General features: G+C 66.6%; 11 protein-coding genes. 7 read left to right on the forward strand and 4 right to left on the reverse strand.

Annotated elements, in window-relative coordinates; all coding sequences use genetic code 11:
• Positions 1–7: 7 nt before the first annotated feature.
• Positions 8–700 (reverse strand): response regulator, encoded by a 693-nt coding sequence (locus tag NMB41_RS11160; RefSeq protein WP_494382510.1) that lies wholly within the window; start codon positions 698–700, stop codon positions 8–10.
• An 80-nt stretch (positions 701–780) separates the two neighbouring features.
• On the opposite strand from NMB41_RS11160, the gene NMB41_RS11165 reads away from it, so the two are divergent.
• Positions 781–1758 carry a Bug family tripartite tricarboxylate transporter substrate binding protein gene (locus NMB41_RS11165; RefSeq protein ID WP_494382511.1) on the forward strand — a complete coding sequence of 326 codons (978 nt, stop codon included), beginning with the start codon at positions 781–783 and terminating at the stop codon, positions 1756–1758.
• 6 nt (positions 1759–1764) lie between these two features.
• Here the strand turns inward: NMB41_RS11165 and eutC are convergent, their stop codons facing one another.
• Positions 1765–2571, reverse strand: a complete 807-nt coding sequence (eutC, locus tag NMB41_RS11170; RefSeq protein ID WP_494382512.1) for an ethanolamine ammonia-lyase subunit EutC — start codon at positions 2569–2571, stop codon at positions 1765–1767.
• A gap of 10 nt (positions 2572–2581) precedes the next feature.
• Positions 2582–3973 (reverse strand): ethanolamine ammonia-lyase subunit EutB, encoded by a 1392-nt coding sequence (locus NMB41_RS11175; RefSeq protein ID WP_494382513.1) that lies wholly within the window; start codon positions 3971–3973, stop codon positions 2582–2584.
• 250 nt (positions 3974–4223) lie between these two features.
• Between NMB41_RS11175 and NMB41_RS11180 the strand changes: the two genes are divergently transcribed.
• Both NMB41_RS11180 and NMB41_RS11185 read left to right on the forward strand, forming a co-directional pair.
• Complete coding sequence (locus NMB41_RS11180; RefSeq protein WP_494382514.1) at positions 4224–4439, forward strand: hypothetical protein; 216 nt, start codon at positions 4224–4226, stop codon at positions 4437–4439.
• A gap of 139 nt (positions 4440–4578) precedes the next feature.
• Positions 4579–6216, forward strand: a complete 1638-nt coding sequence (locus NMB41_RS11185) for a phytoene desaturase family protein (RefSeq protein ID WP_494382515.1) — start codon at positions 4579–4581, stop codon at positions 6214–6216.
• Between the two features lie 7 nt (positions 6217–6223).
• Here NMB41_RS11185 and NMB41_RS11190 read toward each other — a convergent pair whose 3' ends face one another.
• Positions 6224–6598: a group III truncated hemoglobin gene (locus tag NMB41_RS11190; protein ID WP_494382516.1), complete on the reverse strand. Its 375-nt coding sequence runs from the start codon at positions 6596–6598 to the stop codon at positions 6224–6226.
• 168 nt (positions 6599–6766) lie between these two features.
• On the opposite strand from NMB41_RS11190, the gene NMB41_RS11195 reads away from it, so the two are divergent.
• The 4 genes from NMB41_RS11195 to NMB41_RS11210 all read left to right on the forward strand — a co-directional run bounded on the left by NMB41_RS11195 (position 6767) and on the right by NMB41_RS11210 (position 13807).
• Positions 6767–8575, forward strand: coding sequence for an FAD-binding oxidoreductase (locus tag NMB41_RS11195; RefSeq protein ID WP_494382517.1), 1809 nt, complete (start codon positions 6767–6769; stop codon positions 8573–8575).
• Between the two features lie 81 nt (positions 8576–8656).
• Positions 8657–9418, forward strand: coding sequence for a peptidylprolyl isomerase (locus NMB41_RS11200; protein WP_494382518.1), 762 nt, complete (start codon positions 8657–8659; stop codon positions 9416–9418).
• A gap of 46 nt (positions 9419–9464) precedes the next feature.
• Positions 9465–12527: a peptidase domain-containing ABC transporter gene (locus NMB41_RS11205; protein WP_494382519.1), complete on the forward strand. Its 3063-nt coding sequence runs from the start codon at positions 9465–9467 to the stop codon at positions 12525–12527.
• A complete protein-coding gene (locus NMB41_RS11210) occupies positions 12524–13807 on the forward strand; it encodes a sigma-54 interaction domain-containing protein (protein WP_494382520.1) in 1284 nt (427 codons plus the stop codon). The genes NMB41_RS11205 and NMB41_RS11210 overlap by 4 nt, the downstream gene beginning before the upstream one ends.
• Positions 13808–13816: the final 9 nt, after the last annotated feature.

A 13816-nucleotide genomic window follows, 5' to 3' on the forward strand; every position in this document is an offset into this window, starting at 1 on the left:
CCGGGTCCTAGGCGGGCGGGCGTTCCTGCAGCAGGTAACCGATCCCGCGCAGCGTGACGATGGCCGCGCCGCCTTCGGGACGGCGTTCGAGTTTTTTTCGGATGCGGTGGATATACAGCTCGATGGCGTCGAGGTTGACGTCGTCGTTCAGCGCAAAGACTTCGTCGAACAGCTTTTCTTTCGAGAGCGCGCGGCCCGGACGCGCGATCAGGGCTTCGAGCACGGCGTGCTCGCGCGGCGTCAGGGCCAGCGGCTCGCCGCAATACTGAAACATGCGCGAGACGGTGTCGAAGCCGAGCTGGCCGCAGCGGTGCACCAGCGCCTCGTTGCCGCTGCGCCGGCGCAGCAGCGCCTTTACGCGCGCTTCCAGTTCGGCCAGCTCGAAGGGCTTGGCCAGGTAGTCGTCGGCGCCCAGGTTCAGGCCTTGCACTTTTTCTTCGACCCCGCCGCGGGCGGTCAGGATCAGGACCGGCGTGCCGCCCCGCGCGCCGCCGCGCGCACGCAGGCGGCGCAGCACGTCCAGCCCGTCCATCTTCGGCAGGGTCAGGTCCAGGATCACCAGTGCATAGTCCTGGGTATGCAGCAGGGCGTCGGCATCGGCGCCGGTGGCCGCGCATTCGACGGTGAGGTTGGCGTCGCCCAGGGCTTTCGACACCCAGTGCGACAGCTCGACGTGGTCTTCGACTAACAGGATTCTCATCGCGCCAGTGTAAGCGCAAAGCGCCCGGTTCGGAAAGGTCGGGGGAGCGCGGCAGTCGCCAGCGCGCTATGATGTGGAGCATGAACCTACTGCGCGCCCTCCTGGCTTTCCTGCTGCTGGCCTCCTTCGCACCGTTTGCCGCCGCCCTGGCGCAGCCGGACGCGCAATGCCTGATTCCGTCCAAGCCGGGCGGCGCGATGGACCTCACCTGCAAGCTGGTGCGCAAGGGGATGGCCGGCACGCCGGGCGTCCCCGAGCTCAAGCTCAGCTACATGCCCGGCGGCGTCGGCGCCGTTGCCTGGCGCACCATGGTGTCGCAGCGCCGCGGCGAACCGAATACGCTGGTGGCGTTTTCCGGCGGCTCGGTCTTGAACCTGGCGCTTGGCAAATTCGGCAAGGCCGAGGTGGGCGACGTGCGCTGGGTCGCGGCCTTCGGCGCCGACTACGGCATGATCGCGGTGCGCGCCGATTCGCCTTACCGCACGCTCGGCCACCTGGTCGCGGCGCTGAAACTCGATCCGCAGCGGGTCCTGATCGGCATGTCCGGCACCGTCGGCAGCCAGGACTGGATCAAGATGGCGATGCTGGCGCGCCTGGCCGGCATCGATCCGCGCAAACTGCGCTTCGTCGCCCTGGAGGGCGGCGGCGAGCAATTCGTCGCGATGCAGGCGGACCACGTGCAGGCGATCTCCGGCGATACCTCCGAAGCCCTGCTGTATTCCGGCGACGGCAAGGTGCGGGTGCTGGCGGTGCTGTCCGAACGGCGCCTGCCCGGCGTGCTGGCCACGGTGCCGACCGCGCGCGAGCAGGGTTTCGACGTGGTGTGGCCGGTCACACGCGGGGTCTGGATGGGGCCGGGCGTGCCTGAGGCCGACTACCGGCGCTGGGTCGCGGCCTTCGCGCGCATGGAAGCCAAGCCCGAATTTGCCCGCATGCGCGAACAGGCCGGGCTGTATCCATTTTTCCTGACCGGCGACGCGCTGGCGGCCTACGTGAAAAAGGCGGTCGTGGACTACCACCGCCAGGCCACCCAGTTCAAGCTGGTGCGCGAGCGCTAGGCGCGGCTACAGCAGGAAGCTGCGCGCGCCCGTCCCGCTCAGCGCGGGTGCGCCGCCCGTTTCGTCCTTGAGTCCGATGCCGGTAAGCTGGCGCTTGCGGGCTTCACCCAACAGGTAATGCAGCTTGCCCGCCGCCTCCTCGAAGCCCAGCCCGGCCGGCCTGACGTTCGAGATGCAGTTGCGGCGTTCGTCCGTCAGGCCCACGCGCGGCGCCCAGGTGAGGTAGAGACCCATGCTGTCGGGCGAACTCAGGCCCGGCCGCTCGCCGATCAGGACCACGACCATTTTCGCGCCGAGCAGCTCGCCGACCTCGTCGCCGACCGCCACGCGGCCCTGCTCGACGATGGCCAGGGGCGCCAGCGTCCACGATTCCGCTTTCAGGCGCGCATGCAGGGCCTGCAGCAGCGGCGCGGCATGCTGGTTGATGCCGAGCGCGGACAGGCCGTCGGCAACGACGATCGCCAGATCGAAAGGACCTGCGCCGGCCTTGTTGCGGGCTGCGAGCAGGGTGCGCGAGGGCGCATCCAGCCTGCGTCCGAGATCGGGGCGTTGCAGGTAGACGTTGCGGTCCTGCGCGGCGCTGTGCAGCAGCAGCGGGGCGGCGGCTCCCGGCCAGGCTTGCGCGAGCGCGCCGGCCAGGCCGGCGCTGTCGAGTGCTTCGTGCACGGCGTCGCGCGCACGCGCATGCGCCAGCTGGAAGTCGAGCTGGGCGCCGGTCAGCTGGCTGACGCCGCTGTGCCCGAGCGCGATGCGGGCCGCCGTGAACTGGCGCAGGGCCTGCCAGGGATCGCGTTTTTCGGAGATATCGGTCATGGCAGCGCCTTCAGGACAGCTGCAGCAGCGCGCGCTGGAAGGGCGCCGGCAGCGTGCGGCCCAGGGTCGCCCGGGCGTCGTTCGTAAAAATGCCCATGCCGCGCAGCCAGGCGAGGAACTCCGGCGCCGGCTCCAGGCCGAGTATGCGCCGCGCATACAGGGCGTCGTGGAAGGAGGTGGTCTGGTAGTTCAGCATGATGTCGTCCGCGCCGGGTATGCCCATCACGAAGCTGCAGCCGGCCGCCCCCAGCATCGTCAGCAGCACGTCCATGTCGTCCTGGTCGGCTTCGGCGTGGTTGGTGTAGCAGACGTCCACGCCCATCGGCAGGCCGAGCAGCTTGGCACAGAAATGGTCTTCCAGGCCGGCGCGGATGATCTGCTTGCCGTCGTAAAGGTATTCCGGCCCCATGAAGCCGACCACCGAATTGACCAGCAGCGGCTGGAAGGCGCGCGCCACCGCATACGCCCGGGCCTCGCAGGTCTGCTGGTCGAGGCCGTGGTTGGCGTTGCTCGACAGCGCGCTGCCCTGGCCGGTCTCGAAATACATCAGGTTCTCGCCCAGCGTGCCGCGTGTGAGCGACAGGGCGGCCGCGCGCGCCTCCGTCAGCAGCGCCAGGTCGACCCCAAAACTGGCGTTGGCCGCCTGGGTGCCGGCGATCGACTGGAACACCAGGTCGACCGGCGCCCCGCGTTCGATGGCGGCCATGGTGTTGGTCACATGGGTCAGCACGCAGGACTGGGTCGGGATCGCATAGCGGCTGATGATGTCGTCCAGCATCCGGACAAGATTGACCACTTGCGCCACATTGTCGGTGGCCGGGTTGATGCCAATGACGGCGTCGCCGCTGCCGTACATCAGGCCGTCGAACAGGCTCGCCGCGATGCCGGAGGCGTCATCAAGCGGGTGGTTCGGCTGCAGGCGCGTCGAAAGCGTGCCGGCCAGGCCGATCGTGCTGCGAAAGCGGGTGACGACGCGGCACTTGCGCGCGGCCAGCACCAGGTCCTGGATGCGCATGATTTTCGACACGGCGGCCGCCATCTCGGGCGTGATGCCGGGGGCAATGCGGGCCAGTGCCGCTTCGTCGGCTTCGTCGCCCAGCAGCCAGTCGCGAAAGTCCCCGACGGTCAGGTGGCGGATCGGCGCGAAGGCCGCCGCGTCATGCGTGTCGAGGATCAGGCGCGTGACTTCGTCAAGCTCGTACGGCACCACGGCCTCGTTCAGGAAGGTGGTCAAGGGCAGGGCACTGAGTGCCATCTGCGCAGCCACGCGTTCCTCGGCGCTGCCCGCCGCCACGCCGGCGAGGAAGTCGCCGGAACGCGCCGGGGATGCCTTGGCCAGCAGCGCGCGCAGGTCCGCGAAGATATAGGTACGGCTGCCGACCAGGTGGGTAATCCGGCTCATGGGGTGCTCCTTCACAGGCGCAAGAAGTCTGCATCAGCCACGATCCTGCCACAATTCTGGCCCGGCTTGATAAACAGTTGGGTGCGGCCCAACCAGCGGGCGTGAATTGTTGGCCGCGGCACGACGGTCGGCGTGGCCGGGAAAGGCGCCAGCCCCGGGCACATGGCCTGGCACGGTCGATGCATGGCAGGGTGCGAGCGCAGGCAGCAAGCTCATTCCCAACCAAGCATTTACATCGAGGAGAACGATCATGAAAACGTTAGTCATCAAGGACCTGGCGGTCACCCCCACGGCAGCACACGAGCAAGGCGGCGCAGCACGTACGCTGTCGCGCGCGGAAATGGAAAGGGTAGGGGGCGGGCGCGCCATCTCCGTGCTGGTCGACGGCCGCCCCGGCGGCGTGGTCGACGATTTCCAGCTGCAGATGGCGATCTTCAAGGGCGATATCGGCGTCACCGTCGTGTGAGTTGAAGCCGTGTGCAGATAGTCCGGCCACAAGCCTGCTGCGGCGGGCTTGCCGGCCGCTTTCATCCCCGCCGTCCTGACAGGTGCCATTTGCTTGCTTTTTGGGCCACAATGGGCTCGTTGACCCAAGGAGGAAGCGGATGCGTGATGCAATCATCGTCGGTGGCGGCCATAACGGCCTGGTCTGCGCTTTCTACCTGGCCCGCGCCGGCTTGAAGGTGACCGTGCTCGAAGCCCGAGGGGTCGTCGGCGGCGCGGCGGTCACCGAGGAATTCCATCCCGGCTTTCGCAACTCGGTGGCAGCCTACACCGTCTCCCTGCTCAACCCGAAAGTCATCCACGACATGGACCTGGCCGCGCATGGCCTGCGCGTCGTCGAGCGGCCGCTCTCCAACTTCCTGCCCACGCAGGACGGGCGCTACCTGAAGATCGGCGCCGGCCGCACCCTTGCCGAAGTCGCCAAATTCTCCCAGCGAGATGCCGACCGCCTCGACGCCTATGGCCGGCACCTCGACGAGGCCGCGGACCTGCTGCGCGAACTGGTGCTGCAAACGCCCCCCAACCTGGGGCAGGGCAGCTGGCTCACGGCGCTGCCCGAATTGATCAAGGCGGGTAAGCTTGGCAACCGCATGCGCAAGCTGTCGCTGTCGAACCAGCGCGAACTGCTCGACCTGTTCACCAAATCGGCCGGCGACTACCTGGACGGCTGGTTCGAGAGCGCGCCGATCAAGGCGGCGTATGGTTTCGACAGCGTGGTGGGCAATTACGCCAGTCCGTACTCGCCGGGATCTGCCTATGTGCTGCTGCACCACGTGTTCGGCGAAGTCAATGGCAAGAAGGGCGCCTGGGGCCACGCGATCGGCGGCATGGGCGCGATCACGCAGGCGATGGCGAAGGCCGCCCAACAGCTCGGCGTCGAGATCCGTACCGATTGCGCGGTGGACGAAGTGTTGCTGGAAAAAGGGCGCGCGACCGGCGTCGTTACCGCCAAGGGCGAACGCCTGAACGCCCGGGTGGTCGTGTCGAACCTGAACCCGCGCCTGCTGTACACCAAGCTGGTGGACCCGGCCGCGCTGCCCGACGACTTCCTGCGCCGCATGCAGGCCTGGCGCTGCGGCTCCGGCAGCTTCCGCATGAACGTGGCGCTGTCGGAGCTGCCCAGCTTCAGCTGCCTGCCGGGCCGGGAGGCCGCCGAGCACCACGGCAGCGGCATCATCATCGCGCCCAGCCTGCAGTACATGGAGCGCGCCTACCACGACGCGCGCAGCTTCGGCTGGTCGCGCGAGCCGATCGTCGAGGTTTTGATTCCTTCGACACTAGATCAAACACTTGCGCCGCCCGGCCAGCACGTGGCCAGCCTGTTCTGCCAGCACGTCGCACCCCAGCTGCCCGACGGCGCGAGCTGGGACGACCACCGGGACGAGGTGGCCGACCTGATGATAGCGACGGTCGACCGGCATGCGCCGGGATTCAGATCTTCCGTACTCGGGCGCCAGATCATGAGCCCGCTGGACCTCGAGCGCACCTTTGGCCTGGTGGGCGGCGATATCTTCCACGGCGCGCTCGGGCTGGATCAGCTGTTCGCGGCGCGCCCGATGCTGGGGCATGCGGATTATCGCGGGCCGGTGGCAGGGCTATATACCTGCGGCTCGGGGACGCATCCGGGCGGCGGCGTCACAGGGGCGCCGGGCCATAACGCAGCGCGCGAGGTGCTGAAGGACTTTGCAAACCCGAAGAACCCGGTGCGCAGCCGCCGGGAAGAGGCTAGCGCGCCGTAAGGCAGGCTCAGCCGACCTCGGCCTGTCCGAAATACCCATACTGCAGGCTTGCGGCAATCCGCCGCGCCACCAGCATGAACTCGTCCGCCACCTCCGGCGCGAACAATCTGCGCACATGCGTCTCGAACAGCGCCAGCCAGCGCCGGAAATGCGCCATCTCGACGCCCTGGATCTGCATGTGCTTGCCGAAGACATTGCCCTTGAATTCGCCGCTGGCCAGCATGACGGAGCACCAGAAGTCGACCATGCGCCCCAGGTGCGGTTCCCAGTGGTCCTTGATGGCGCCGGTGAAGATGGGCGCCAGCAGCGCGTCCTGGCGGATGTCGGTATAAAAATCGTTGACGAGCGTGATGATCGACGCGCGGTTCAGTTCGGAGTACATGGTGTGCGGTGTGTTTCGAGGTGAGGGCAGCGCCGACATTGTGCCAGAAGCAGCAGGCCAAGGCCGCCAATACTGCCGGTTACAAAACGTTTGTGCCAAGCTTGTTAAGTTGTTATCCTCTGGGAAACTTTAGCGGCAGCCGGCCGCGAACAAGCACAGGGGATCGGGATGAAAAGACGGGAACTGCTGGGAGCTTCGATGTCCGCCGCGCTGCTGCAAGCGGCGCTGCCTGCCGCGGCGCTGGCCAAAGGCGCGGAGAAGGGACCCAGCCTCGGGCGCGCCCGTCCCGGCACGCCGGGATGGCCGGCCGCCAAGGAATGGCAATCCTTGCGCACCCAAACCGGCGGCCGCCTGCTGGCCCTGAGCCCGCCCTTCGCCCGCGGCCAGAGCGAAGCCGTGCGTGCCGAGGCGCTCGCCGGCCTGAAGAACCCGTACTACATCGGCGACAACCCGGCGCTGACCCAGACCAGCGGCTGGCAGGACGCCTGGACCTCGCGCGCCAGCGCCTATGCGGTGGCCGCGCGCGATGCTGCGGACGTGGCCGCCGCCGTGAAATTCGCGCGCCGCCACAACCTGCGCCTGGTGGTCAAGGGCGGTGGCCACAGCTACTTCGGCGCCTCGAACGCCCCCGATTCGCTGCTGGTCTGGACCCGCAAGATGAACAAGGTCACGATGGTCGACTCGTTTGTTGCGCAAGGCTGCCCGCAAGCGTCGAGCCAGAGCGCCGTGCACGTCGGCGCCGGCGCCATGTGGGCCGATGCCTATGCCGAGGTCACCACGCGCGGCGGGCGCTACGTGCAGGGCGGCGGCTGCACCACGGTCGGGGTGGCGGGGCTGGTGTCGGGCGGCGGCTTCGGCAATTTTTCAAAGGGCTTCGGTACGGCCGCGGCCAGCCTGATCGAGGCCGAAGTCGTGACCGCCGATGGCGAAGTGCGCATCGCCAACGCCTGCACCAATCCCGATTTGTTCTGGGCGCTCAAGGGCGGCGGCGGCGGCAGCTTCGGCGTGATCACGCGCCTGACCCTGCGCACGCATGCGCTGCCGGCCTTCTTCGGCGCCGTGTTCGGCGAGATCACGGCAGCCAACGGCGAGGCCTGGCGCGCGCTGGTGGCGCGCTTCGTCGAGTTTTACCGCACCAGCCTGTTCAACGAACACTGGGCCGAGACCGTCACGCTCAAGGATGGCAAGACGCTCAAGCTGGGGATGGTGTTCCAGGGGCTGGACCAGGCCCAGGCACAGGCAGCATGGGCGCCGTTCTTCGCCTGGGTGCGCGAGCGCAAGGATTACAGCGTTGCCGAGCCGGCCGTGATGGCTATTCCCGCGCGCCACTTTTGGGACCCGCAGTTCTTCCAGAAGCATGCGCCCGGCCTGACGACGGTGGACGGGCGTGCCGGCGCCTCGCCCGACCACCATTTCTGGACCGGCGACGGCGAACAGGCGGGCTGGTTCATCCACGGTTACCAGTCTGCCTGGCTGCCCGCCAGTCTGCTCGCGCCTACGCAGCAGGCGCTGCTGGTCGATTCGCTGTGCGCGGCCGCTGCCCAGTGGGACCTCGCGCTGCATTTTAATAAGGGCATCGCCGGCGCGCCGAAGTGGGCAGTCGATGCGACGCGCGACACGGCGATGAACCCGGCGGTCGTCGATGCGTTCGCGTTGGCGATCATCGCCGGCGGCGGCGGACCAGCGTTTCCCGGCATGCCGGGCGCGGCGGTCGACGAGGGGCGCGCGCGCCGCGCCGCGACACGCATCCGCGGCGCGATGGACGCATTGCTGAAAGCGGCGCCCGAGGCCGGTGCCTATGTCTCGGAAAGCGACTACTTCCAGCCGCGCTGGCAGCAGGCTTACTGGGGTGGCAACTACGCGCGCCTGGCGCGCATCAAGGCGGCGGTCGATCCGGACGGGCTCTTCGTCGTTCACCATGGCGTGGGCAGCGAGGGCTGGAGCGCGGACGGCTTCACCAGGGTCAAGCCTGGCTGAACCGGGCCGGCCTGCCGTCCATGGAACAAATCTCCGGCCTGGGAGTCCCATGCATAGGGGGATAGACGCCGAGGAGATGGTATGGCCGGGATCGTTCGCATCGACGATGAAGTCATCGATACCGATTACTTCATCCGAACTTTGAAACTCACCGGGCAGTTCGAGGGACTTGTCGAGCAGCTGGTGCGCGAGAAGCTGACCGTGCACGCAGCGAAAAAGCAGGGCCTGCAGATTGCGCCGCAAGACATCCAGGAGCGGGCCGACCAGTTCCGCCGCATCCAGGGCCTGCACCGGGCCGCCGACATGAACCATTACCTCGACGCGCTCGGGGTGAGCCTGGACGAATTCGAAGACTTCGTCACCGACGGCCTGTACCACGAAAAGATGATGGAACAGGTCTGCAGCGAGAAGGCGGTCGAGCAGTACTTCAAGCTCAACTCGCCGCGCTTCGACAGCGTCGAGATCAGCCATATCGTGCTCGACTCGGAAGGCAAGGCCAAGGAGATGATGTCGGCGCTGGCGGACGATCCGGACAGCTTCGCCGAGATGGTGAACGAGCACTCGGTGGGCGAAGCGCGCGAGAACGGCGGGGTGATCGGCAAGGTGCTGCGCGGTTCGCTGCGGCCCGACCTGGAGGCGCGCGTCTTCAATGCCGCGCCCGGCGACTTGCTGGGGCCTTTCCCTTCGAGCGACCGCACGCTCTACGAAATCTTCGCCGTCAACGCCAAGTACCCGGCCACGCTCGACGAGGAAACGGCGGTCGAGGTGCGCCGCCTGCTGCGCGAGGAATGGCTGGCCGCGCGGGCCCAGGAGCACATCATCGAAACCGTCACGGCGCGCTGAGCAAAGACAGGCCGCCCGAACGACGCGCTGACCGGCAGTCAACCACATGGAAACCTCAGCGCAACAGCGCCAGGCATCGAGCGAGTTCCTGGCCTCGGTCGAAATCCTGTCCGTCTTCACGCCGGAAGAGCTGGACCAGCTTGCGGAAAGCATCGAAACGCGCACCTATGCCTTCGGCGACGCCATCTGCAGCGCCGGCGACGCGGCCGAGGGCCTGTACGTCATCAAGTCGGGCTCGGTGCGCGTGTTCGGCGAAGAGCACGGCAAGGAAATCAGCATGGGGGTGCGCAAAACCGGCGAGGTATTCGCCGAAGTGGCCATGCTGCGCCCCTACCGGCATGAACTGTCGGCGCGCGCCGCCCTCAAGACCGAACTCTGGTTCATTCCGCGCACTGCAATCGAACCCGCCATCGCCCGCAACAGCGCGGCGCTCGACTTCATCAACAACTATGTGGCGATCAGCTCGGCCGGCGGCCTGGTGGCGCGCCTGTTCGACCTGCGCGGCAAGGTGAGCAAGCCCGAGCTGGAAGAATTCGTGCGCAGCGTCGGCGTCAAGCGGGTCGGCGCCGGCAAGGAGATCCTCAAGCAGGACGCGCGCGACGACCGGCGCCTGTACGTGGTGCGCCAGGGCCAGGTGCGCGTGGTCTATCACGACGGCGCCGACGAGTATGTGCTGGCCACGCTCGGTCCCGGCGAGATCTTCGGCGAAAAAGCCTGCCTGATGCGCCAGGAGCAGCCGGCCCAGGTGGTGGCGGCCTCCGAAAGCGTCCTGCTCGTCATCCCGGAAAAATCGGCCCATTTCATCCTTGAGCGCAATGCGAAATTTCGCGAGGTGATCGAGGAGCGCGTGCGCTTCTTCGAGCGCGAACTGCATCGCCAGAAGCGGCTGGCCGAGCGCCGCAAGCGCCCCGTCATCCTCGACCTGGCCTCTACCCCGAAGGCCGGCGAAAAGATCATCAAGCGCTTTGCCCTGGTCGAACAGGCCGAGGAGATGGATTGCGGCGCAGCTTGCTTGGCCATGCTGTGCCGCCACTACGGCATCAACATGACGCTCGGTAAGCTGCGCGAGCTGGCCAACGTGACCACGCAGGGCGCGACGCTCGACAGCCTGGCGCGCGCGGGCGAGGCCCTGGGCTTCGGGGCGCGCGGCGTGCAATGCACCTTCGACGCGCTGCTCGGCTTCGAGCTGCCTTTCATTGCGCACTGGGAGGGCTACCACTACGTCATCGTGTATGGCGTCTCGCCGAACCAGGTGTGGATGGCCGACCCGGCGGTGGGCTTTCGCAAGATGAGCGTGGAGGAGTTCGAGCGCGGCTGGAGCGGCACCTGCCTCGTCTTCACGCCGGGGCAGCAGCTGGTGCAGCTGGAAGCGGCACGCTCGCCCTGGCTGCGTTTTGTCAGCTACCTGCAGCCCTACCGCAAGATCCTGCTGCAGCTTTTTCTGGCTACCTTCGTCATCCAGATGCTGGGCATCGTGCCGCCGATGATCATCCAGAACATCCTCGACGGCGTGCTGGTGCACCAGAACATCGGCCTGCTGCACTTGCTGATCCTGGGCTTGGTGATTTCCACCGTGTTCAGCCAGATCATGTCGACCCTGCGCGCCTATCTGTCGAACTACATGGTGCGCAACCTCGACTTTTCGATGATGGCGCAGTTCTTCAAGCACACGATGTCACTGCCGTATTCCTTCTTCGCCAAGCGCAAGACGGGCGACATCCTGGCCCGCTTTTCCGAAAACCAGACCATCCGCGCCTTCCTCACCGAGTCGACGGTGACCACCTTGCTCAACCTGCTGATGGTCTTCATTTATTTCACCATCCTCTTCCTCTACAACGTCAAGTTGACGCTGCTCCTGATCGGCTTCGTCATTCCGATCATCGCGCTCACCGTGCTGGTGACCCCAAAAATCAAGGACTACGCGCGCGAGGTGTTCAACGTCTCGACCGACGCCCAGTCCTTCCTGATGGAGGCGCTGGGCGGCATCGAGACCATCAAGGGCATGGGCAGCGAGCGCCCGGTGCGCCTGAAATGGGAAAAGAAATACGTCAAGGCGCTCGAGATGCAGTACCGCGCCCAGTCCTTCAATATCCTGGTCGGCCTGGCCAGCCAGATTCTCAATTCGGCCACCACCATCGTGATCCTGTGGGCGGGCGCCACCCTGGTGCTGGCGCGCGAGCTCACCATCGGCCAGCTGATGGCCTTCAATGCCCTGATGGGCAGCGTGCTCGGGCCCCTGATGGGACTGGTCGGCCTGTGGAGCCGCATGGCCGACGCCACCGTCGCCATGGAGCGCCTGGGCGACGTGCTCGATATCGAACCCGAGCAAAAGCCGGCCGATCTCGCCTCGCGCGTGGTGCTGCCCGACCTGCAGGGCGAACTCAGGTTTGAATCCATGTATTTCCGTTACGGCGGCGAGGATACGCCCTGGGTGCTGGAAGACATCAGCATCGAGATCAAGCCGGGCGAGCTGGTCGCGGTGGTCGGGCGCAGCGGCTCGGGCAAGACCACGCTGGCCAAGCTGCTGGTCGGCTTCTATCCGCCCAGCGATGGCAAGATTTTTGTCGACGGCTACGACATGAGCGTGATCGACAAGGATTACTACCGGGCGCAAGTGGGCTATGTCATGCAGAGCAACCTGCTGTTCTCGGGGACGATTGCCGAGAACATCGCCAGCGGCGACGACAGCCCGGACCGGCGCCGCATCGAGGAAGTGGCGAAGATGGCGGACGCCCATGCCTTCATCTCGAAGTTGCCGCTCGGGTACGAACAGGTGGTGGGCGAGCGCGGCGTGGGCCTGTCCGGCGGCCAGGTGCAGCGGCTGTGCATCGCGCGTGCGCTTTACCACGACCCGCGCCTGCTGGTCTTCGACGAGGCGACCTCGGCGCTCGACACCCAGTCCGAGAGCAACATCATGGCCAACATGGAGAAGATTTTGTATGGCCGCACGGCCGTCATCATCGCCCACCGCCTGAGTACCATCATGCGGGCCGATAAGATCGTGGTGCTGTTCGAGGGGAAGATCGTCGAGCAGGGGCGCCACGACGAGCTGCTGGCGCGGCGCGGCATGTATTACGAGCTGGTACAGAAGCAGTTGGGTGCGGCATGAAACTGTACAACCCCGGCGGCGAGCGCGGGTCCGCGATGTCGTACGCGGCCCTGCTGGAAAAGATCGAAATCATGCGCTCGACCCTGCGCTGGGCCACGAGGCTCGAACGGCCGGACGTCGAAAAGCTGCTGCGCCAGTCGAATGCCCTGCGCGATGAAGTCATGGGACTGTCGCACAAGGAGCGCTTCGTGCAGGCGCTCGGCGGCGACCGGCGCGCCGACAGCCCGGTCGAGCACCCGCCGGCGGAACTGTCGACGGGCGAACGGCGCCAGGCGCTGCTGGCGCGCAGTTTCGTCTTCGAAGGCACCTTCGGCGACAATCCCAAACTGCTCGACGCGCTGGAGATCGCGGAAAAAGCGGCGCCCACCGACTTGCCGGTGCTGGTTGACGGCGAGAGCGGCACCGGCAAGGAGCTGATGGCAAAAGTCATCCACGCCAACGGCGCCCGGGCCGATAAACCCTATATCTCGGTCAACTGCGGCGCGATTCCCGACAACCTGCTCGAGTCCGAACTGTTCGGCCACAAGCGCGGCGCCTTTACCGGCGCGGCGAACGACCGCAAGGGCAAGTTCGAAAGCGCGCACAAGGGCACCATTTTTCTTGACGAGATCGGCGAGCTGCCCTTGCCGGGCCAGGTGAAGCTGCTGCGCGTGCTGCAGTCGCACGAGATCCAGCGCGTCGGTTCGGACGAAACGATCAATGTGGATGCGCGCATCGTCGCCGCCACCAACAAGAACCTGCGCCGCCTGATCGAGCAAGGAAGCTTCCGCGAAGACCTCTTCTACCGGCTCAGCGTGATCCACGTGACCCTGCCGCCGCTGCGCGAACGGCGCGACGAGATTCCGCTCCTGATCGCCTGGTATGGCGACGAAGCCAGCGAAGCACTGAAACGCCCGCCGGTCGCCTTGAGCCCGCGCCTGCGTAACTTCCTGCTGCAGTATCCGTATCCCGGCAATATCCGCGAACTGCGCAACATCATGTACCGCATTTCCTGCCTGGCCGGCGAGACGGCCGACCTCGCGCATCTGCCGGAGGATATCCGTCCCGCGCGGCCCGCCGCGATCGTAACGCCTGAAGCGGCCTCGCAAGGGGTGTCACTGGCCGAGGCCAAGCGTCTGGCCAGCGACGAGGCCGAACGCAGCTGCCTCGAGCGCGGCCTGCAGGAAGTCGGCGGCACCGTGGCGGAACTGGCCAGGCGCTGGGACATGAACCGCTCGCACCTGCAGATCCTGCTCAAGAAGCATGGGCTGCACTCGAAGGATTTTCGGAAGCACCACTAAGATCGGACA

The organism is Massilia sp. FBCC-B171, assembly GCF_059134155.1.

Bases quoted from the DNA above. Each gene is read 5' to 3' on its own strand.
- NMB41_RS11190 (WP_494382516.1), bottom strand. From the start codon at position 6,598: ATGTACTCCGAACTGAACCGCGCGTCGATCATCACGCTCGTCAACGAT.
- eutC (WP_494382512.1), bottom strand. From the start codon at position 2,571: ATGACCGATATCTCCGAAAAACGCGATCCCTGGCAGGCCCTGCGCCAG.
- NMB41_RS11210 (WP_494382520.1), top strand. From the start codon at position 12,524: ATGAAACTGTACAACCCCGGCGGCGAGCGCGGGTCCGCGATGTCGTAC.
- NMB41_RS11205 (WP_494382519.1), top strand. From the start codon at position 9,465: ATGGAAACCTCAGCGCAACAGCGCCAGGCATCGAGCGAGTTCCTGGCC.
- NMB41_RS11160 (WP_494382510.1), bottom strand. From the start codon at position 700: ATGAGAATCCTGTTAGTCGAAGACCACGTCGAGCTGTCGCACTGGGTG.
- NMB41_RS11185 (WP_494382515.1), top strand. From the start codon at position 4,579: ATGCGTGATGCAATCATCGTCGGTGGCGGCCATAACGGCCTGGTCTGC.
- NMB41_RS11195 (WP_494382517.1), top strand. From the start codon at position 6,767: ATGAAAAGACGGGAACTGCTGGGAGCTTCGATGTCCGCCGCGCTGCTG.
- NMB41_RS11175 (WP_494382513.1), bottom strand. From the start codon at position 3,973: ATGAGCCGGATTACCCACCTGGTCGGCAGCCGTACCTATATCTTCGCG.
- NMB41_RS11180 (WP_494382514.1), top strand. From the start codon at position 4,224: ATGAAAACGTTAGTCATCAAGGACCTGGCGGTCACCCCCACGGCAGCA.
- NMB41_RS11165 (WP_494382511.1), top strand. From the start codon at position 781: ATGAACCTACTGCGCGCCCTCCTGGCTTTCCTGCTGCTGGCCTCCTTC.
- NMB41_RS11200 (WP_494382518.1), top strand. From the start codon at position 8,657: ATGGCCGGGATCGTTCGCATCGACGATGAAGTCATCGATACCGATTAC.